Annotated in this window: 14 protein-coding genes; 9 read left to right on the top strand and 5 right to left on the bottom strand. The window is 63.3% G+C overall.

Annotation, left to right across the window (positions count from 1 at the left end; all coding sequences use genetic code 11):
• Nucleotides 1–80 precede the first annotated feature (80 nt).
• From atpD to CUJ90_RS18000, 3 genes are all read left to right on the top strand, one after another.
• Nucleotides 81–1,475 (top strand): F0F1 ATP synthase subunit beta, encoded by a 1,395-nt coding sequence (atpD, locus tag CUJ90_RS18010; RefSeq protein WP_073427837.1) that lies wholly within the window; start codon nt 81–83, stop codon nt 1,473–1,475.
• A gap of 109 nt (nt 1,476–1,584) precedes the next feature.
• Nucleotides 1,585–2,010, top strand: a complete 426-nt coding sequence (locus CUJ90_RS18005) for a F0F1 ATP synthase subunit epsilon (RefSeq protein ID WP_073427836.1) — start codon at nt 1,585–1,587, stop codon at nt 2,008–2,010.
• A 230-nt stretch (nt 2,011–2,240) separates the two neighbouring features.
• Entirely contained in the window at nt 2,241–3,971 is a 1,731-nt protein-coding gene (locus tag CUJ90_RS18000) for an AMP-binding protein (protein ID WP_114163360.1), read from the top strand.
• Between the two features lie 801 nt (nt 3,972–4,772).
• Here the strand turns inward: CUJ90_RS18000 and CUJ90_RS17990 are convergent.
• On the bottom strand, nt 4,773–5,570 hold the full coding sequence (locus CUJ90_RS17990; RefSeq protein ID WP_073427834.1) for a transporter substrate-binding domain-containing protein: 798 nt from the start codon (nt 5,568–5,570) through the stop codon (nt 4,773–4,775).
• 230 nt (nt 5,571–5,800) lie between these two features.
• Here CUJ90_RS17990 and hemE point away from each other — a divergent pair, with 230 nt between their 5' ends.
• Nucleotides 5,801–6,901: a uroporphyrinogen decarboxylase gene (gene hemE / locus CUJ90_RS17985; protein WP_073427930.1), complete on the top strand. Its 1,101-nt coding sequence runs from the start codon at nt 5,801–5,803 to the stop codon at nt 6,899–6,901.
• Nucleotides 6,902–7,364: 463 nt separating this feature from the next.
• Nucleotides 7,365–9,608 (top strand): primosomal protein N', encoded by a 2,244-nt coding sequence (locus CUJ90_RS17980; RefSeq protein WP_208645229.1) that lies wholly within the window; start codon nt 7,365–7,367, stop codon nt 9,606–9,608.
• Between the two features lie 459 nt (nt 9,609–10,067).
• Here the strand turns inward: CUJ90_RS17980 and CUJ90_RS32855 are convergent, their stop codons facing one another.
• On the bottom strand, nt 10,068–10,235 hold the full coding sequence (locus tag CUJ90_RS32855; RefSeq protein WP_167363269.1) for a hypothetical protein: 168 nt from the start codon (nt 10,233–10,235) through the stop codon (nt 10,068–10,070).
• A 315-nt stretch (nt 10,236–10,550) separates the two neighbouring features.
• On the opposite strand from CUJ90_RS32855, the gene putA reads away from it, so the two are divergent.
• The 4 genes from putA to CUJ90_RS17955 all read left to right on the top strand — a co-directional run bounded on the left by putA (nt 10,551) and on the right by CUJ90_RS17955 (nt 16,852).
• Nucleotides 10,551–14,489, top strand: coding sequence for a trifunctional transcriptional regulator/proline dehydrogenase/L-glutamate gamma-semialdehyde dehydrogenase (gene putA / locus CUJ90_RS17970; RefSeq protein WP_114163359.1), 3,939 nt, complete (start codon nt 10,551–10,553; stop codon nt 14,487–14,489).
• 87 nt (nt 14,490–14,576) lie between these two features.
• Nucleotides 14,577–15,725: a branched-chain amino acid ABC transporter substrate-binding protein gene (locus tag CUJ90_RS17965; protein ID WP_073427832.1), complete on the top strand. Its 1,149-nt coding sequence runs from the start codon at nt 14,577–14,579 to the stop codon at nt 15,723–15,725.
• A 294-nt stretch (nt 15,726–16,019) separates the two neighbouring features.
• Nucleotides 16,020–16,223, top strand: a complete 204-nt coding sequence (locus CUJ90_RS17960; protein ID WP_227470911.1) for a hypothetical protein — start codon at nt 16,020–16,022, stop codon at nt 16,221–16,223.
• A gap of 8 nt (nt 16,224–16,231) precedes the next feature.
• Nucleotides 16,232–16,852, top strand: coding sequence for a hypothetical protein (locus CUJ90_RS17955; protein ID WP_200799505.1), 621 nt, complete (start codon nt 16,232–16,234; stop codon nt 16,850–16,852).
• A gap of 77 nt (nt 16,853–16,929) precedes the next feature.
• Here the strand turns inward: CUJ90_RS17955 and CUJ90_RS17950 are convergent, their stop codons facing one another.
• The 3 genes from CUJ90_RS17950 to CUJ90_RS17940 all read right to left on the bottom strand — a co-directional run bounded on the left by CUJ90_RS17950 (nt 16,930) and on the right by CUJ90_RS17940 (nt 21,389).
• Complete coding sequence (locus CUJ90_RS17950; protein WP_114163593.1) at nt 16,930–18,642, bottom strand: thiamine pyrophosphate-binding protein; 1,713 nt, start codon at nt 18,640–18,642, stop codon at nt 16,930–16,932.
• Between the two features lie 200 nt (nt 18,643–18,842).
• The gene (locus tag CUJ90_RS17945; protein ID WP_114163357.1) at nt 18,843–20,231 is read right to left on the bottom strand and encodes an L-serine ammonia-lyase; all 1,389 of its coding nucleotides are present in this window, start codon (nt 20,229–20,231) and stop codon (nt 18,843–18,845) included.
• Between the two features lie 27 nt (nt 20,232–20,258).
• Nucleotides 20,259–21,389 carry an alginate lyase family protein gene (locus CUJ90_RS17940; protein WP_114163356.1) on the bottom strand — a complete coding sequence of 377 codons (1,131 nt, stop codon included), beginning with the start codon at nt 21,387–21,389 and terminating at the stop codon, nt 20,259–20,261.
• Nucleotides 21,390–21,393 lie beyond the last annotated feature (4 nt).

Genomic DNA, 21,393 nt, shown 5'->3' with positions numbered 1-21,393 from the left:
CGTGAGGCGGGCCCAACTGAGCGGCACCCCGAAACTGCGCCTTTGCGCGAGTGAAGAATTGAGTATCTAAAGGAAAAGCGATGAGTACTACTGCTTTGGTAGAAGGCAAGATCGTACAGTGCATCGGCGCGGTGATCGACGTGGAATTCCCGCGTTCGGACATGCCGAAGATTTACGACGCGCTCATTCTCGAAGGTTCGGAACTGACCCTCGAAGTCCAGCAACAGCTGGGCGACGGCGTCGTCCGTACCATCTGTCTGGGTGCATCCGACGGTCTGCGCCGTGGCACGACGGTGAAGAACACCGGCAAGCCGATCAGCGTGCCGGTCGGCAAGCCGACCCTCGGCCGGATCATGGACGTGTTGGGTCGCCCGATCGACGAAGCCGGCCCGATCAATTCGGACGTGGTTCGCGGCATTCACCAGAAGGCTCCGGCGTTCGACGAACTGTCGCCGTCGACCGAACTGCTCGAAACCGGCATCAAGGTTATCGACCTGATCTGCCCGTTCGCGAAGGGCGGCAAGGTGGGTCTGTTCGGCGGCGCCGGCGTGGGCAAGACGGTGAACATGATGGAACTGATCAACAACATCGCGAAGGAACACGGTGGTTACTCCGTGTTCGCCGGCGTTGGCGAGCGTACCCGCGAAGGGAACGACTTCTATCATGAAATGAAGGACTCGAACGTTCTCGACAAGGTCGCGCTGGTGTACGGCCAGATGAACGAGCCGCCGGGCAACCGTCTGCGCGTCGCGCTGACCGGTCTGACGATGGCCGAGCACTTCCGCGACGAAGGCCTCGACGTGCTGTTCTTCGTCGACAACATTTACCGTTTCACGCTGGCAGGCACGGAAGTATCGGCACTGCTCGGCCGTATGCCGTCGGCCGTGGGCTATCAGCCGACGCTGGCTGAAGAAATGGGTAAGTTGCAAGAGCGTATTACGTCGACCAAGACCGGCTCGATCACGTCCGTTCAGGCCGTGTACGTCCCTGCGGATGACTTGACCGACCCGTCGCCGGCTACGACTTTCGGCCACCTCGACGCAACGGTCGTGTTGTCGCGTGACATCGCATCGCTGGGTATCTATCCGGCTGTGGACCCGCTCGATTCGACCTCGCGTCAGATCGACCCGAACGTGATCGGCGAAGAGCATTACTCGATCACGCGCGGCGTGCAGCAAACGCTGCAGCGCTACAAGGAACTGCGCGACATCATCGCGATTCTGGGCATGGACGAACTCGCGCCGGAAGACAAGCTCGCCGTCGCGCGCGCTCGTAAGATCCAGCGTTTCCTGTCGCAGCCGTTCCACGTTGCGGAAGTGTTCACGGGTTCGCCGGGCAAGTACGTGCCGCTGAAGGAAACGATCCGTGGCTTCAAGATGATCGTCGACGGCGAGTGCGACCACCTGCCGGAACAAGCGTTCTACATGGTCGGCACGATCGACGAAGCCTTCGAAAAGGCCAAGAAGATCCAGTAAAGGTCGGGTGTAACCAAGCGGGCGCCGGCCTCGCGCGTATCGCTGCCTTTGCGGTGGCGCAACGCAAAGCCGGCGCCTCTTACTACGCTCAACCCAGGAGTCGACATTTATGGCAACTATCAAGGTAGACGTCGTCAGCGCGGAAGAGCAGATCTTCTCGGGCCAGGCGAAGTTCGTCGCGCTGCCGGGCGAGGCGGGTGAACTCGGCATCCTGCCGGGCCACACGCCGCTCATCACGCGGATTCGTCCGGGTGCGGTGCGCATCGAAGCTGAAAACGGCGAAGAAGAGTTTGTGTTCGTCGCCGGCGGTATTCTCGAAGTTCAGCCGGGCGCTGTCACGGTTCTCGCCGACACTGCAATTCGCGGCAAGGATCTCGACGAAGCCAAAGCTGAAGATGCACGCAAGCGTGCGGAAGAAGCGCTGCAGAACACGGGCTCGAACCTCGAATACGCTACCGCGCAAGCGGAACTGGCGTACGCAACGGCTCAACTCGCGGCAATCCAGCGCCTGCGTAAGCTGCGCGGTCAGAACTAGGCAATACGTATCAGAGAGAAAGCAGCCTCCTCGGCTGCTTTTTTTTGATCGTCACTTGACGTTTACGGAAGGGTAATCAAAATTGCGCAATAGCATCGATTGATGCTTTGCCGTGCTGGTCCCCGAATGCGCTGCGGGTAAGACTTGATGCCGTATGGAGATGCGCCGGTGGCACAATCGATTTCAAATCCATTTCAATAGGGCGAGCTTTCGCTCACGGAGACAGCACCATGGCAACGCATGTGTCAGGCGAGGGCGCACTTATCGAACCCAGAGACGGGTTGTCGTACGTCCGTGGATCGACCGATATTCCGTTGAGCGATGCGACGATCGGTCAGTTTCTGCGCGACACGGCAGCGCGTTTTCCTGACCGTCCTGCCGTGGTGTTTCGCGAGCAGGGTATTCGCTGGACGTGGAAGGAGTTTGCGGAAGAGGTCGACGTGCTGGCCGCAGGATTGCTCGCGCTCGGCATCGTGAAGGGCGACCGCGTCGGTATCTGGTCACCGAATCGAGTCGAATGGGTGCTCACGCAGTTCGCGACGGCGCGCATCGGCGCCGTACTCGTCAACATCAACCCGGCCTATCGGCTCGCCGAACTCGAATATGCGCTGAACAAGGTCGGCTGCAAGGCGATTATCGCGGCCGAGCGTTTCAAGACGTCGATGTACCTGGAGATGCTGCAGGCGCTCGCCCCGGAGTTGGCCACACACGCGCCGGGCGACCTGCATGCTGCGAGGCTGCCCGATTTGCGCTATGTGATCCGCATGTGCGACACGGAAACGCCGGGCATGCTGAGCTTCTCGGATGTGATCGAGCGGGGCCGCGCGACGCTGGACGTCGCAAGGCTCGATGGAATCGGCGCCACGCTTTCGTGCCACGAGCCGATCAACATCCAGTTCACCAGCGGCACGACCGGTAATCCGAAGGGCGCGACGCTGACGCACAGCAACGTCGTCAACAACGCGCGCTATATCGCGATGGCAATGCGGCTGACCGAGCAGGATAGCCTGTGCATCCCCGTCCCGCTTTATCACTGTTTCGGCATGGTGCTCGCGGTGCTGGCGTGCGTGTCGGTCGGGGCGAACATGGTGTTTCCGGGCGAGGCTTTCGATCCGGCCGCAACGCTGGCCGCCGTCGCGGAAGAAAAGTGCACCGCGCTGCACGGTGTGCCTACCATGTTCATCGCTGAGCTCGATCATCCGAACTTTGCCGATTACGACCTCTCGCATTTACGCACCGGCATCATGGCCGGCTCGCCATGCCCGATTGAGACGATGAAGAAGGTCGTTTCGAAGATGCATCTGAGCGAAATCACGATCGCCTACGGCATGACGGAAACAAGCCCGGTGTCGTTTCAGAGTTCGACCACCGACCCGCTCGACAAACGCACGACGACCGTTGGCCGCATTCAGCCGCATCTCGAAGTGAAGATCATCGATCCGCTCGGTGCGATCGTGCCGGTTGGCGAGACCGGCGAGCTATGCACTCGCGGCTATTCAGTTATGCAAGGCTACTGGGGGGATGAGGAGAAGACGCGGGAAAGCATCGTGGACGGCTGGATGCATACCGGCGATCTGGCGACGCTCGACGCGGAAGGCTATTGCAACATCGTCGGCCGCCTCAAGGACATGCTGATCCGTGGCGGTGAGAACATCTATCCGCGGGAAATCGAAGAATTTCTGTTCCGTCATCCGAAGATCCAAAGCGTGCAGGTGTTCGGCGTGCCCGATGCGAAATACGGCGAGGAAGTGTGCGCGTGGATCGTATTGCGGTCGGGCGAGCAGGCCACCGCCGAAGAGATCCAGCAGTTCTGCCAAGGCCAGATTGCGCACTACAAGGTGCCGAAGTACATCCGCTTCGTCGACGAACTGCCGATGACGGTGACGGGCAAAGTGCAGAAATTCGTCATGCGGGAGCGCATGATTAGCGAATTGAAGGTGAAGGAAGATAAAACGGCTTGAGGCTCAGCGCGGGCACAAATCTCGCGTTGTGCTGGGTGGACCAGCCGCCGCCACGCTCGCAAAACAACTCGCAAACGTTTGGCAAGACGAAAAAAAAGCGGGCCTGGAGCCCGCTAAAAACCACACGCTACGGGGTTAGCGCGAGGAGACCAAAGTAGGAACCGACTGAGACGACGACCCGGCGTCGACTACGGCCCCAGCAGGGATGCCCCTTTACAGGGCTTCGGCATACGCCGACCGGCAAGTGCAAAGTATCCGCTCACACCGCGCACCCAGCCACATCCGTGTTGAAACCGTTGAGGGCATTGTGGGCGAATTAACCTTTGAGCGCGGTAACAAATTGTTTCAGGTTGTAACGCCCGCCAGATAAGGCGTTGCGGGATTTATTGCCAAAACGAAACCTTTAAAACGTAAATTTTACCTATGACTCGACGGCAATTTCATACGCCCGATTGATGCTATTCGCGAAGCATATTGCGGCGTAAATTGTTAAGTCGATTCCGCATGAACTCGTTGCACACTCACCTTTTTGCGGCCGATCGCCTTTGTTACAGGTGCTTTTCGAAACCGCTCGAAAATCGTCCCATGTGCGATGGCAACGACATTGCATCGCAGCACCGAACCCAGCCGGCGGGCCGGTGCAGAGGGCCGGTTCGCTGCGAAGACAAGCGTCCGCGCCGTTCTGCGTACGGTTAAGCGCGCTGAGGGCCGTTACACGATTGTGCGACGAACATCGAACCATCAGCGCCTTCTAATCCCGCCTTTTCCGTCGGAATTGAAAGGGCGGCCGAGCGCAAAGCTCTATTTCAGCCACTTATCCGCAATCGTCTGATATTCGCCAGTTGCGCGGGCAAGGTGCAACCACTGGTCGACGTACTGCTGGAGCGCGACATCGCCACGCGGCAACAGCCACGCCTTCTCGCCGTACTGGAACGGCTTGTCTGGATGCACCGAGCAAAGGCCTGGATTGAGCTTTTGCTGCAGCAGGGTCTCGGATGCATCTGTCACCATGACGTCCGCCTTGCCCGCGAGAATCTGCTTGAAGATCGTCACGTTGTCCGGATAGACGGTGACGGCCGCGTGCGTGAAATACTGCTTCGCGAAACGCTCGTTCGTGCCACCTGGATTGACGATCACGCGCGTTGCCGGTTGATCGATTTGCGCCACCGTTTGATATTTGCTGACGTCGTCGCACCGAACGATCGGCGTCTTGCCGTCCACCATATACGCCTGCGTGAAGAACGCACGTTTTTGCCGCTCGAGCGTGGGCGAGACCCCGCCGACGCCGATATCGCATTTCGCCACGAAGTCGTTCATCAGGTTCGGCCACGACGTTTTGACGTACTCCACCTTCACGCCGAGCGATTTAGCTAGCGCCTCCGTCATGTCGACGTCGATACCTTCGAACTGGCCATCCGGCTTATAGAAGGAGTAAGGCTTGTAGTCGCCGGTCGTGCAGGCGCGCAACGTGCCGCGAGCGAGAATGTCGTCGAGTCGCGAAGCGGCCGCGGCGGGGGCGCTGGTCTGCGCGTTGGCCGCGCCTGCGCAAATCAGAGCGCCGGCCAGAGCGCCGAGCAATGCGATTGCTGCCTTGTTCATGGAGTCTCCTTGGTTGTTTCGTCGTTGTTTGATAAGACCGTCGGATGATAGCCAGGCAATTTTCCCTTGAACATCGGCCGTTCGGCCAGGTCATGACCCGGCGGACGATAGGCCCCCAACCGCGGGATAAGCGGCCGCGACCGATCCGGGCGACAGTTATTGCCCGCATCGAGCACGATGCGGCGAGCCGGCTCCGGTAAAATGCCCCTTTGCTCTCAGTCGTACGCAACGTGGCCCATACCCTCCTGAACGACACCTTCCTGCGCGCGCTGCTGCGCCAGCCGACCGACTACACCCCTGTCTGGCTGATGCGGCAAGCCGGTCGCTACCTGCCGGAATACAACGCCACGCGCGGCCGCGCGGGCAGTTTCCTGGCTCTCGCCAAGAACCCGGCGTTCGCGACGGAAGTCACGCTGCAGCCGCTCGAGCGTTATCCGCTCGACGCCGCGATTCTCTTCTCCGACATCCTCACGGTGCCCGACGCAATGGGCCTCGGCCTCGAATTCGTGACCGGCGAAGGGCCGCAATTCGCCCGGCCGGTGCGCACGGAAGCCGACGTGGCGCGCCTCGCGGTGCCGGATATCGACGCCACGTTGCGCTACGTGACCGACGCCGTGCGCGAAATCCGCACCGCGCTCACCGACGCGCAAGGCCGTCAACGCGTGCCGCTGATCGGCTTTTCCGGCAGCCCGTGGACGCTCGCGTGTTACATGGTCGAAGGTAGCGGCTCGGCGGACTTCCGCACCGTCAAGTCGATGCTATATGCGCGCCCGGACCTGATGCATCGCATTCTCGACATCAACGCAAAATCTGTTGCGGCGTATCTGAATGCGCAGATCGAAGCCGGCGCGCAGGCGGTGATGATTTTCGACACGTGGGGCGGAGCGCTGGCTGACGGTGCGTATCAACGTTTTTCGCTGCATTACATCCAGCAGGTGGTGGCCCAGTTGAAGCGCGAGCACGACGGCGAGAAAGTGCCGGTGATCACCTTCACGAAAGGCGGCGGTCTGTGGCTCGACGAAATCGCGGATACCGGCGTGGACGCGGTCGGGCTCGATTGGACCGTCAACCTGCGCAAGGCACGCGAGCGCGTGGGCAGCAAGGTCGCGCTTCAGGGCAATATCGATCCATCGGTGCTGTTCGCGCCGCCGGCTTCGATCCGCATGGAAGCCCGCGCCGTGCTCGACAGTTTCGGCAACCATCCGGGCCACGTTTTCAACCTCGGCCACGGCATCTCGCAGTTCACGCCGCCGGAAAACGTCGCCGAACTCGTGGACGAAGTGCACCGTCATAGCCGTGCAATTCGCAGTGGCGCTCATGCACCAGCATGAAGCCGTAATCGTTGCCATTTTTGTTGCAGCGCAATGAACTGGGCTCTCCGTCTAAGGGAAAGTTCGGGGGCAAGAGGCCGTCAGTTGGCGATCTCGCGGTTGTCAAGACTTGACTTATACACATTCATTGCGCTGCGGCGCGGTAGAAGCTTTCGTCGCCCGCCAGCCCTTGCACATCGCGGGCGCATTTGATCCAAGCCTTATCTGGCAAGGGTTTCGCGGGGCCGCCGTGGAGTGTGCGGAATCCCACAGAAGGCCGCTGCGACGCGGCTTTCAGCCCTTCAGGGCAAAGTTCTCAACAAAGTTATCCACAGCCAGAGAGCCGGGTGCAATTGTTCTGCGGAATCCAAAACTTAGCGGCGAAGTTGAAGCTTTACCTTAACTTCGAAGAGTTCGCTGTCTGCCGAGGCGATACGACCGTGCGGCATTCGGCCGCGTCGCTTGAATCATTCTGCATAGCCGCGTGAGCGAAGTGTTCGTTCGCGTCGCGCTGGATCATCCGCTGCCGACCCTGTTCGACTATCGCTGCGACACAGCCGAGGCGGTTGCGCCGGGCGTGCTGGTGAGTGTGCCGTTCGGCAAGCGTCATGTGGTGGGGCTCGTTTGCGAAGTGGCTACTCACAGCGAGGTGCCGGCCGACCGTCTGCGGGATTTGCATGGCGTCTGCACCGCTTGCCCGCCGTTGTCGCCGCACTGGCTGGGTTTGGCCGCCTTCGCCGCCGACTATTACCAGCGCGGCCTCGGCGAAGTGGCGCTGCCCGCGCTGCCGCAGGCGCTCCGCGACGCCTCACGCTGGGCGCGCCTGTTCGCGCCCGAGGAACGTTACCGAATGACGCCCGAGGGTCGTCGCGCATTGCCCGATGCGTTGCCCGCGCGCGCCAGCTCGTTGAGAAAGTTGGCCCAGGCGCTGGCCGACGCCGAATCCCTGCTTGCCGCGGATGCCCGCGCGCTTCATCCCAAGGCCATCGCCACGCTGAACGCATGGCAAGCGGAAGGCTGGGTCGCACTGGACGTCATCGAAGCCGCCGCGGTGCTTGCGCCGTCTTCCGCCGACGCGCCGGCGCCCCTGCTGCCTACCCTCACCGACGAACAGTCGGCCGCCGTGGACGCGATCCGCGACGCGAACGGTTTCGCGCCCTTCCTGCTGCACGGCGTGACGGGTAGCGGCAAGACCGAGGTGTATCTGCGTGCGCTCGCCGAGATTCTCGCCGCGAAGCCCGACGCCCAGGCGCTCGTCCTCGTGCCCGAAATCAATCTGACGCCGCAGTTCGAGGCGGCTTTCCGTGCGCGCTTCGCCGCCCTGGAAGGCACGTCGATCGTCACGCTGCACAGCGGTCTCGCCGAGGGCGAACGCGCGCGCAACTGGTTCGCCGCGCACACCGGACGCGCGCGCATCGTGCTCGGCACACGGCTGGCGGTGCTCGCGTCGTTGCCGAAGCTCGCAATCATCGTCGTCGACGAGGAGCACGATCCGGCCTACAAACAACAGGAAGGTTTGCGCTATTCGGCGCGCGATCTGGCGATCTATCGCGCCAAGCAACTCGGTTTGCCGGTCGTGCTCGGTTCGGCCACGCCGTCGCTGGAGAGCTGGTGGCAGGCCGATCAAGGCCGCTACAAGCGCCTCACGTTGTCGTGCCGCGCGGTCGCCGACGCCGTGCTGCCGACCGTCAAACTGATCGATCTGGAAGAAGAGCGGCGCCGCGGGCGGGCCTCGGTGGAGGGATTGTCCGGGCCGCTGGTCGCCGCCCTGAAGGCGCGGCTTGAGCGCGGCGAGCAAAGCCTCGTGTTTCTCAACCGGCGCGGCTATGCACCGCAACTCGCCTGCGACGCCTGCGGCTGGGTCGCCGGTTGTCCGCGTTGCAGCGCCTACGTGGTGTTGCACAAGCCCGAACGCGCACTGCGCTGCCATCATTGCGGCTGGGAATCGCGCATTCCGCGCTCGTGTCCGGATTGCGGCAACGTCGACATCGCGCCGATGGGGCGCGGCACGCAACGCGTCGAGGAAACGCTGGCGAGCGCGGTCCCCGGCGCCCGTGTGCTGCGTATCGACGCCGACAGCACGCGCCGCAAAGGCAGCGCCCAAGCGCTGTTCTCCGACGTACATGCGGGCGAAGTCGACATCCTCGTCGGCACGCAAATGATCGCGAAGGGTCACGACTTCCAGCGCGTGTCGCTGGTCGGCGTGTTGAACGCCGACACCGCGCTGTTCTCACACGACTTCCGTGCGAGCGAACGCCTCTTCGCGCAGTTGATGCAGGTGAGCGGCCGCGCTGGCCGCGCCGGTTTGCCCGGCGAGGTGCTGGTGCAAACGCGCTATCCGCGCCACGCGCTGTACCACGCGCTCGGGCGGCATGACTACGTCGGCTTCGCCAATTCCACGCTGGCCGAGCGGCGCGACGCGCACTTGCCGCCGTTCGTCTATCAGGCGTTGCTGCGCGCCGAAGGGCGCACGCTCGAAGCCGCGCTCGCGTTTCTTCAACAGGCCGCCGCGGCGCTCACGGAGATTCCGGCGGCCGAACGCGTGACGGTTTATGACGCCGTGCCGCTCACCATCGTCAAGGTGATGCACGTGCATCGCGCGCAGTTGCTGATCGAAAGCGCATCGCGGGCCGCGTTGCAGGCCACCTTGCGCGCATGGCAGCCGCTGCTGCGCGGAATGAAAGGCGTGTTGCACTGGAATCTCGAAGTCGACCCGCTCGACATCTGACACCGGCCGGCAGGCGTCGTCGTCAATATCGCCAGCGGCTGCGCGCGGTTCGCGCACGGGTTCGCACCGTATTGGAATAGCTCGGGACAGGGCTCGCAACGGACGTGGCCGTCCGCCTCGCCAGCACCGCCGACGCACGCGAGGCAGCGTGTGCGCCCCGCTGCGCAAGCTGCCGGTATCGCGCCGAAGATCGATATTCACTCGAGCAGAGCATGCCGGTCTCGCTGTTTCGGGTTCGGATCGCGCGAGCGTGGAGGACAGGCGGCGTTGCCGTCTGCATGACCCGCCCGTGTCGGCCGGCGACGCGCTCGCCTAGTTCAAGCCGGTCTTTCCCAACTGAGGGGCGCACACCCGTTCGCCGCCAAACGCCAACCCGGCGGTGCGTTCCATGCTCGCTTCGCTGTCAGTCGGAAGACCGGCGCCGCTATGTCGATCGCGAGTCGCCGGGCGGCTTCGCTCTTAATCGTTCAGCGCGGCCCGCGCATCGCCCGCCGATGCACGCGAAGCCGGGCGCGTGCGTGCGTTGGAGACCCGCTTGCCCGAGCCGCCCGTCGCGCCGCGAATGAACAGCACCGCGCAAGTCGCGCACATCATCCAGATGCCCAATACCACCAGCCACTTTTCCATTTCCCGAGTCCTCTGAAACCCCGTACTGTTTTTGTGTGCGTGCCGTGAGGCCCGCCTCCGCTGTGTCCTGTATAACGGCACGCGCAGTGACTCTGATAAGGGTAAATGCAAAAAGAAACACGCCAGGGAAAGTACTGAGCGCCACCGCCGTTGCCGCGCGCCGCCCCATCGCGCGGAAACCCCCGCCGTACAGGGCTTTTAAAGAGGTGCAACCATCCGTCGAGCAGGGTTGCACCTTTTTTTTGGGAAGCGTAGGATTCGCTCAACTTTTAGTCTTTCGCCAGCGCGATTCGTCTGGTATCCGAAGAAGGAAACATGGCTAGCACCACCCTTGGCGTCAAGGTCGACGACCTCCTGCGTTCCCGGCTGAAAGATGCCGCCACCCGCCTCGAACGCACTCCGCACTGGCTGATCAAGCAGGCGATCTTCGCGTACCTCGAAAAGATCGAGCACGGCCAGTTGCCTCCCGAACTGTCGGGCGCAACCGGTTCGGCCGACCTGGCCGACGGCGTTGCGGTCGAAAACGACGAAGACGGTGCCTCGCACCCGTTCCTCGAGTTCGCGCAAAACGTGCAGCCGCAATCGGTGCTGCGCGCGGCGATCACCGCCGCATACCGCCGTCCCGAGCCGGAGTGCGTGCCCTTCCTGCTCGGTCAGGCGCGCGTGCCGGCCAATCTCGCGGGCGACGTGCAAGCCATGGCCGGCAAGCTCGTCGAGGCGCTGCGCACCAAGAGCAAGGGCGGCGGCGTCGAAGGGCTGATCCACGAATTCTCGCTGTCGAGCCAGGAAGGCGTGGCGCTGATGTGTCTCGCCGAAGCGCTGCTGCGCATTCCCGACCGCGCCACGCGCGACGCGCTGATCCGCGACAAGATCAGCAAGGGCGACTGGAAATCGCACGTCGGCCAGGCGCCGTCGCTGTTCGTCAACGCCGCCACCTGGGGCTTGATGATCACCGGCAAGCTGGTGACGACCAATAGCGAAACGAACCTTTCGTCGGCGCTCACCCGTTTGATCGGCAAGGGCGGCGAGCCGTTGATCCGAAAGGGCGTCGATATGGCGATGCGTCTGATGGGCGAGCAATTCGTCACGGGCGAGAACATTTCCGAGGCGCTCGCCAACAGCCGCAAGTACGAAGCGCGCGGCTTTCGCTACTCGTACGACATGCTCGGCGAAGCCGCCACCACCGAAGCCGACGCGCAACGCTACTACGCGTCGTACGAACAGGCGATCCACGCAATCGGCAAGGCCGCCGGCGGCCGCGGCATCTACGAAGGCCCGGGTATCTCGATCAAGCTCTCGGCGCTGCACGCACGCTACTCGCGCTCGCAGCAGGAGCGCACGATGAGCGAACTGCTGCCGCGCGTGCGCTCGCTGGCGATCCTCGCGCGCCGCTACGACATCGGCCTGAACATCGACGCCGAAGAAGCCGACCGCCTCGAAATCTCGCTCGATCTGCTCGAGGCGTTGTGCTTCGATCCCGAACTGGCCGGCTGGAACGGCATCGGTTTCGTCGTGCAGGCGTATCAGAAGCGCTGCCCGTTCGTGATCGACTACATCGTCGATCTGGCGCGCCGCAGCCGTCACCGGATCATGGTGCGCCTCGTGAAGGGCGCGTACTGGGACACCGAAATCAAGCGCGCGCAAGTGGATGGTCTGGAAGGCTATCCGGTCTACACGCGCAAGATCTATACGGACGTGTCGTATCTCGCCTGCGCGAAGAAGCTGCTCGGCGCACCGGACGCGGTTTATCCGCAGTTCGCCACGCACAACGCGCATACGCTTTCGGCGATCTATTATCTCGCGGGCAACAACTACTATCCCGGCCAGTACGAGTTCCAGTGCCTGCACGGCATGGGCGAGCCGCTCTACGAGGAAGTCACCGGCCGCGACAAGCTGAACCGTCCGTGCCGCGTGTATGCGCCGGTTGGCACGCACGAAACGCTGCTCGCGTACCTCGTGCGCCGTCTGCTTGAAAATGGCGCGAACACGTCGTTCGTGAACCGCATCGCCGATGAAAACGTCGCGATCAAGGACCTGATCGCCGACCCCGTCGAGGAAGCATCGAAGATCGTGCCGCTCGGCGCGCCGCACGCGAAGATTCCGCTGCCGCGCCACCTGTTCGGCTCGGAGCGGCTCAATTCGATGGGCCTCGATCTGTCGAACGAACATCGGCTGGCGTCGTTGTCCTCGGCGTTGCTCGCGAGCGCGCATCATCCGTGGCGCGCCGCGCCGATGCTCGACGACAACGAAATTGCCGTGGCTACCCGCGGTGTCGCACGCGACGTGCGCAATCCGGCGGATCACCGCGATCTCGTCGGCACGGTGATCGAAGCAACCTCGGAACACGTGAGCGCGGCCCTGGCGCACGCGGTTGCCGCCGCGCCGATCTGGCAGGCTACGCCGGTCGACGCGCGCGCCGATTGCCTCGCGCGCGCGGCCGACCTGCTCGAAGCGCAGATGCACACGCTGATGGGCCTGGTCGTGCGCGAAGCGGGCAAATCGCTGGCGAACGCGGTGTCGGAAATCCGGGAAGCGATCGACTTCCTGCGCTATTACTCCACGCAGATCCGCAGCGAATTTTCCAACGACACGCATCGTCCGCTCGGTCCGGTCGTCTGTATCAGCCCGTGGAATTTCCCGCTGGCGATTTTCATGGGCCAGGTGGCCGCGGCGCTCGCCGCCGGCAACACGGTGCTCGCGAAACCGGCCGAGCAAACGCCGCTGATCGCCGCGCAAGCCGTGCGCATTCTGCGCGAAGCCGGCGTGCCGGCGGGCGCGGTGCAACTGCTGCCGGGCGATGGCGAAACGGTCGGCGCTGCACTGGTCGCCGATCCGCGCACGCGCGCCGTGATGTTCACCGGCTCGACCGAAGTCGCGCGGCTGATCAACAAGACGCTGTCGAATCGCCTCGATCCCGAAGGCAGGCCGATTCCGCTGATCGCCGAAACCGGCGGGCAGAATGCGATGATCGTCGACTCGTCGGCGCTCGCCGAGCAGGTGGTGGCGGACGTGCTGCAATCGTCGTTCGACTCCGCCGGTCAACGGTGTTCCGCGCTGCGCGTTCTTTGTCTGCAAGACGACGTCGCGGACCGCACGCTCGAGATGCTGACCGGCGCGATGCGCGAACTGGCCGTGGGCAATCCCGATCGCCTGTCGATCGACGTGGGGCCCGTAATCGACCTCGACGCCAAGCGCGGCATCGACGCGCATATCGCGGCGATGCGCGAGAAAGGCCGCAAGGTCGAGCAACTGCCGATGCCGGAAGGCGGCGCGCAAGGCACCTTCGTGCCGCCGACGCTGATCGAGCTCGACAGCATCGACGAACTCAAGCGCGAAGTGTTCGGCCCGGTGCTGCACGTGGTGCGTTACCGCCGCAGCCAACTGGACAAGCTGCTCGAACAGATCCGCGCGACGGGTTATGGCCTCACGCTCGGCATTCATACGCGCATCGACGAAACCATCGCTCACGTGATCGGCCGTGCGCATGTCGGCAACATCTACGTGAACCGTAACGTGATCGGCGCGGTGGTCGGCGTGCAGCCGTTCGGCGGCGAGGGCTTGTCCGGCACGGGACCGAAGGCGGGCGGCGCGCTGTATTTGCAGCGTTTGCTGGCGACGCGTCCGGCCGGCTTGCCGAAGTCGCTCGCGCAGGCGCTGGTCGCGGATGCACCGAAGGTTGCCGAAAACAGCGACAATCCGTCCGCCGCGTTGACCGCGCTGCGCGACTGGCTGATCGACGAACGCGAGCCGCAACTGGCCGCACGCTGCGACGGTTATCTGTCGCATATGCCGGCGGGCGCGACCGCGGTATTGTCGGGGCCCACCGGCGAGCGCAACACCTACACGCTGGGCGCGCGCGGCACGGTGCTGTGTGTCGCGTCGACGGCGAGCGGCGCGCGCGTGCAGTTCGCCGCGGCGCTGGCTACGGGAAATCGCGCCTTGTTCGACGGCGCGGCTGGTGAACAATTGGTGTCGCGGCTGCCCGCGTCGCTCAAGCCGTATGCGAGCGTGAAGAAAAGCGCCGATACGCCTTTCGACGCCGTGCTGTTCGAAGGCGACAGCGACGAACTGCTGACGCTGGTGAAGGAAGTCGCCAAGCGTCCTGGGCCGATCGTCTCGGTGCAGGGTGTCGCGGCGGGTGCGCTGGAAAGCGGCGACGAGGACTACGCGCTCGAGCGTCTGTTGACGGAACGCTCGGTCAGCGTGAATACGGCGGCAGCCGGCGGTAATGCGAATTTGATGACGATCGGCTGAGCGAACCTCGTCGATTCCCTCAATAAAACGGAAGCGGTACGGCGACCCCGAAACCGCTCCATCCACACCTGGTACCAAGGAGAAGCTATGCAACACAAGATGAAACAGCTGGCAGGCGCAGCGCTGGTTGCGGCAATGTCGCTGGCGGGGACGGCCAACGCTCAATCGACGGAAGACGTGAAGATCGGTTTCGCCGGTCCGATGACGGGCGCGCAGGCGCACTACGGCAAGGACTTCCAGAACGGCATCACGCTGGCGGTGGAAGACATGAACGCGACCAAGCCGGTGATCGGCGGCAAGCAGGTTCGCTTCGTGCTCGATTCGGCCGACGACCAGGCCGACCCGCGTACCGGCACGACCGTCGCGCAGAAGCTGGTGGACGACGGCATCAAGGGCATGCTCGGCCACTTCAATTCGGGCACCACGATTCCGGCTTCGCGCATTTACGCGAACGCGGGCATCCCCGAAATCGCCATGGCGACGGCGCCGGAATACACGCAGCAAGGCTTCAAGACCACCTTCCGCATGATGACGTCCGACACGCAGCAAGGTTCGGTCGCCGGCACGTTCGCGGTGAAGACCCTCGGCATGAAGAAGATCGTGATCGTCGACGACCGCACGGCCTACGGCCAGGGTCTCGCCGATCAGTTCGAAAAGGCCGCGAAGGCCGCCGGCGGCACGATCGTCGATCGTGAGTTCACGAACGACAAGGCCGTGGACTTCAAGTCGATCCTGACCAAGCTGAAGTCGGCCAACCCCGACCTGATCTATTACGGCGGCGCGGATTCGCAAGCGGCGCCGATGGTCAAGCAGATGAAGGCGCTCGGCATCAAGGCGCCGCTGATGGGCGGTGAAATGGTCCACACGCCGACGTTCATCAAGCTCGCGGGCGACGCGGCGAACGGCACGGTGGCATCGCTCGCCGGCTTGCCGCTGGAAGAAATGCCGGGCGGCAAGGACTACGTCGCGAAGTACAAGAAGCGTTTCAACGAAGACGTGCAAACGTATTCGCCGTACGCCTACGACGGTGCAATGGCGATGTTCGACGCGATGAAGAAGGCGAACTCGACCGATCCGGCCAAGTATCTGCCGGTGCTCGCCAAGACCTCGATGCCGGCGGTGACGTCGGCGAACCTTGCGTACGACAGCAAGGGCGACCTGAAGAACGGCGGCATCACGCTGTACAAGGTTGTCGACGGCAAGTGGACGACGCTGCAAAGCGTGGGCGGGAAGTAAGCACGGTTTTGCTGCTTGTTTCGACGTTCATGGGAACCCCGCTTCGGCGGGGTTTTTTTATGGTGGCCGGACACATGACGGGCTTGAGTTCCCGTAGGTCGCCTTCTCCCGAAAAAAAGTTCATCGACAATGCGTTGGGAGGCGCGAAATCAACACCGCGCGTTTCGTACGAGAGGCGTCGTATAATGGGAGGTGCGGTTTTCGATACCAGGCAAATACAGGCAAGTGAAGCGGGCAGTCATTGCGGCACTCAGGTCGGGGCGGTTTCAGCATGAGGCCCGATCTGGCATCAATGTGAAAAACCTTTTGTCGACTGGACAAATCAGCGCTCAGTTCGTCGAGGCTCTCATCACCCGTAGCGACGGCACGCAATATCGCTCGTCACCTCACCACAGCATTGCGTCGATTGATGTCCATATCATCGAATCCGGCGGCTGGTACGTGAAGTTTTACTTCGTGGGCGATCCGGAAACCGTGTTTATCAGCGTGCATCAGTGAGTTAAGCCATGAAGATGAAACTGTACGAGGAAGGCGACAAAAGCAGGGCGATCTGCAGCCATTGCAAGCAACTCGTGAGCACGACGTTCGCCCGGCGTGACGTGCCATTCAGCGACGGCAAAGGCGAGGTGAAGAACATCCTCGCGGCGGTGTGCAACGTGTGCGACCGGGTCGTGGCGGTTCCCGCGCAGTCCACGCCGGCTATTCGGGAAGCCCGGCAGAAGGAAGTCAGACCGATCGAGGCCCAATTGCCGGCCATCTATCTGGACATTCTCGACCTGGCCGCTTATATGGTGGACGGCGCGAGTTCAACCGAGTTTCGCAAGGTGCTCATGACGCTTTATTTGCATCGGTTTGCATCCGGCGAATATCCGCGCGCAAGGCTGATAAAGGCGCATCGGTCGGCGTCTGAACGTTTCAAGGAGCGCCGCGGCGCGGCACGCCGGCGCCTTTCGATGAAAGTGACGCCTCGCATCGCCGAAGATTTGAAGACGTTGATGCACGACACAGACATGAGCCAGACTGAAGTCATCAAGTCTGTCATCTATCAAATTCAAGCCGACGTGATCGAATCCCACAAGCCGGCCTTGATGAAGGAACTGGGCGCGTTGTCGGTGATATACGCATAGCCCGTGTGCTGTATGCCCGGGCGAAATGCCCAGCGGGACGTGGAGCCGCAGCGCATCCCCCACAAGCCCCCAGCCCCTCACTCGCCGCGCAGCTTCCTCCCCTGCTCCCGAATCTGCTCCAACGTCGCGCCCGGCGTGCTCGCCTCCTGCGGCATCCGAATCTCGATCAACGCCGCGCGTTTCGCCTCCATTGCACGATGCAGCGCCGGAATGAATTCGTCGGTGCGCGTCACCGTTTCGCCATGCGCGCCGAACGAGCGCGCGAACGCCGCGAAATCCGGGTTCGTCAGCCCCGTGCCGTGCACGCGATTCGGATAGTGCCGTTCCTGATGCATGCGGATCGTGCCGAAGTGACCATTGTTCACGACGATGAAAATCACATGCAGGTCGTACTGCATCGCGGTGGCCAACTCCTGCGCGGACATCATGAAGCACCCGTCGCCCGCAAGCGCCACCACGGCACGCTGTGGATACATCGACTTGGCCGCGATCGCCGCCGGCACGCCGTAGCCCATCGCGCCGCTCGTCGGCGCGAGTTGCGAGCGATAGTGGCGATACGAAAAATGCCGATGCAGCCACGTCGCGTAATTGCCCGCGCCGTTGGTGAGAATCGCGTCTTCCGGCAGATGCGCGCGCAATTGCTCGATCACTTCGCCCATTTGCACGTCGCCGGGAATCGGGCGCGGCTTGCGCCACTCCAGATACGCGCGATGCGCTTCTTCCGCCGCCCCGCTCCACGGCAACGCATCCGCCGATGAAGGCTGCAACGCCGCCAGCATCGCCGCCAGTTCTGGCATGCCCGAGACGATCGGCAAGTCGGCGGCGTACACACGCCCCAGCTCTTCCGCGCCTTGATGTACGTGCACGAGCGTCTGCTTCGTCTTGGGAATGTCGAGCAGCGTGTAGCCGTTCGTCGTTGCCTCGCCTAAACGCGGACCGAACGTGAGCAGCAAATCCGCATCGCGGATACGCTGCGCCAGCGCCGGATTGATGCCGAGGCCGACGTCGCCGGCATAGTTCGGGTGCTCGTTGTCGAGCGTGTCCTGGAAGCGGAACGCGAGACCGACCGGCAGCCGCCAGTTCTCGACGAAGCGTTGCAGATCCACGCACGCCTCAGGTGTCCAGCCGCTGCCGCCCGCGATCAGCATCGGCCGTTGCGCGCGTTCGAGCAACTCGCGCAGCTTCTCGATTTGCGCAGCCGACGGCGACGCCGCCACGCGTTGATAAGCCGGCGCGCCGGCGACGACCGCACAGGCATCGCTCAATACGTCTTCCGGCAACGACAGTACGACCGGCCCGGGCCGTCCCGATGTCGCGGCATGGAACGCATGACTGAGATATTCGGGAATGCGCGTGGCATCGTCGATTTGCGCGACCCACTTCGCCATCTGACCGAACATGCGCCGGTAGTCGATCTCCTGAAAGGCCTCGCGGTCCAGATGCCCGCGCGCGCACTGGCCGATCAGCAGAATCATCGGCGTGGAATCCTGAAACGCGGTGTGCACGCCGATCGACGCATGCGTCGCCCCCGGCCCGCGCGTGACGATCGCTACGCCTGGGCGGCCGGTCAATTTGCCGACGGCCTCGGCCATGTTCGCCGCGGCCGCTTCGTGACGGCAGGCGATGGTTTGAATGCGCTCGGTTTCGTCGTGCAGCGAATCGAGAACAGCGAGAAAGCTTTCACCTGGTACGCAGAAAACACGTTCGACGCCGTGCGTCAGCAAGGCATCGACGATGAGACGCGCGCCGGTGGCGTGCGCGGCGGCGGAAGAGTCAGAAGCGAGCGGCATTGCGATGAAGCCTCCAGGCATTGCGATGGGTGCGATCGGGTTTGCCGCATCCGGCTTGATCAAGCCAAATGCGCGAACCGACAGCTTACGCCGAGCGCGCATGCGATGCCACGATTCGGCGCGAGCGGCGAAGCGCCGGCGGCACGGCAATAAAAACGCGGGCCGTGGCCCGCGTCGTCCTTCGCGTTAAAACGCCGCGTTCAGCACTCGACGATATTCACCGCCAAACCGCCGCGCGACGTTTCCTTGTACTTGGTCTTCATATCCGCGCCGGTTTCGCGCATGGTCTTGATCACCGAATCGAGCGATACGTAATGACTGCCGTCGCCGCGCAAAGCCATGCGCGCCGCGTTGACCGCCTTCACCGAGGCCATCGCATTGCGCTCGATACACGGAATCTGCACCATGCCGCCGACCGGATCGCACGTCAGCCCGAGGTTGTGTTCCATGCCGATTTCCGCCGCGTTCTCGACCTGCCTGGGCGTGCCGCCCATCACGGCGGCGAGCGCGCCGGCCGCCATCGAACAGGCGACGCCGACCTCGCCCTGGCACCCCACTTCCGCGCCCGAAATCGACGCGTTCAGCTTGTACAGAATGCCGATCGCCGCCGCCGTCATCAGGAAGTCGATCACGCCCTGCTGATTCGAGCCTGGCATGAAGCGCGTGTAGTAATGCAGCACCGCCGGAATGATGCCGGCCGCGCCGTTGGTCGGCGCGGTGACGACACGCCCGCCCGCCGCGTTTTCTTCGTTCACCGCGATCGCGTACAGATTGATCCAGTCGACCATCGACAGCGGATCGCGCAGCGCAAGCTCGGGATTGCCGGACAGCGCGCGATACAACTGCGGCGCGCGGCGCTTCACCTGGAACGGGCCGGGCAGATTGCCGTCGGCGTCCGGGTTGTTGATGCCGCAACCGCGCGCCACGCACGACTGCATCACGTCCCAGATCTTCAGCAGGCCCGCGCGCGTCTCTTCTTCCGTGTGCCACACGCGTTCGTTTTCCCACATCAATTGCGCGATGCTCTTGCCGGTCGACTCGCACAGCGCGAGCAACTCGTTGCCGCTGCGAAACGAATGCGGCAATTGGTCGACGGCGCTCAGCACCTTGGTATTCGGCGCGCCGGCCGTCACCACGAAACCGCCGCCCACCGACAGATACGTCGACTCGCGCAACGTCTCGCCTTGCGCATCGAACGCGCGCAGCGTCAGGCCGTTCGGATGCTCGGCCAGCGCCTGGCGATAAAACGAAATATGGTCTTTCTGCACGAACGGCACTTCGTGCATGCCGAGCAAGGCGAGCTTGCGCGAGCTTCGCACCGCGTCGAGCCGCTGTGCGATCGTCTCCGGGTCGACGGTGTCGGGCGCGTCGCCCATCAGGCCGAGCATCACGCCGCGATCCGTGCCGTGGCCCTTGCCGGTCGCGCCGAGCGATCCATACAAGTCCACTTTCACCGAGGCGGTCGCATCGAGCAGCCCATCGCGTTCGAGCCCCTGAACGAACATCAGCGCCGCGCGCATCGGCCCGACCGTATGCGAGCTGGACGGACCAATGCCGATTTTGAAGAGGTCGAACACACTGACTGCCATTACTGCTCCTGATGATAAAAAATCGGGTTAGCGCGCCGACAGCGGCAAACACACGGCGAGCCATGCGGGCGGCGTCGGTGCGAGCTGTAGCGCGATCGGCGTATAGCGTCCGTCGAGACGCGCCGCCAGGTGAAACAGTTCCGTCGCGTTCTTCGGATCCCACTGGCCCGAATAGCCCGGCAAGCCGGCCTCGCGACGTTTCGCATCGAACGGGACGCTCGAACGCACGAATTCCTCATGCGTCTTGCTGCCGTCCGCATACGGCGTGAGCCAGTTGAGCGCGGCTTGCAGCGACGCGCCGTTCAGCCCCTTCTCCGGCAGCCAGTTGCGGTTGTGGCGGCGGGCGGACAGCGCGGCCGTGACGAGCGGCTGCAAGTCGTAGGTGACGTAGTGCAGCGCGTCGCGTTCGCCGAAATCGACGGTCGATCCGTCCGGCGCGATGTTGTCGCCGATATGCTCGACGAACAGACGCTGGGCCGCGTTGATCATCTTGCGGTTGTCGAGCGTGAACGCGGCCATTGCGATCAGCTTGATCCGGTGGCTCTGCCAGTTGTTCCGGTAGGTGCCCTTCAACGGACGCGGCTGCGCGTCGATCTGCTCGATGTAGCCGTTCGCGAGTTTCGTCAGAAAGGCCATCGACGCGTTGCGCGTTTTCACTGGCAGCGCGCTCGCGGTCATGTCGTAGGCGAGGATCAGGCCTTCGAAACGCGTTTCGTCGATCGGGTTGAAACCCGGTTGATACGTCGTGACCCACGCGAACAGCAAGCGGTCGACGAGCTTGAGATAACGGTCGTCGCTGGTGGCGCGCCACGCGAGCGCGGCGTCGCGCAAAAGATCGAGATCTTTCTCCGCCTCGACGCTTTGGTCGTAGATGCCTTCATGCGGCAGCGAACCTTCGGTGTGCAGCCTGGCCTGCGCATGCGGCGGGTCGTTCAGATGCGCCAGCACGTTGCTCACCAGCGCCTTCACGCCAGGATCGGCGTTCGTGCGTTCACTGGTTTGCAGCGCGGGCGCTGCACAAAAATTCATCGCGGCCTGCGCTTGCCCGAGCGGCAGCAGCACGGCTGCGCCAGCCAGCAAGAGCGCCCACGCCTGCTGCCGCATGTGGGTTCGCCTTGCTTCGGCCCGGCTTTGCATCAATCGCACCTTTCGCGCCATGCGA

Origin of the sequence: Paraburkholderia terricola (assembly GCF_003330825.1) — a bacterium.
Taxonomy (GTDB): domain Bacteria; phylum Pseudomonadota; class Gammaproteobacteria; order Burkholderiales; family Burkholderiaceae; genus Paraburkholderia; species Paraburkholderia terricola.
This window is presented reverse-complemented; position numbering and strand designations above follow the sequence as displayed.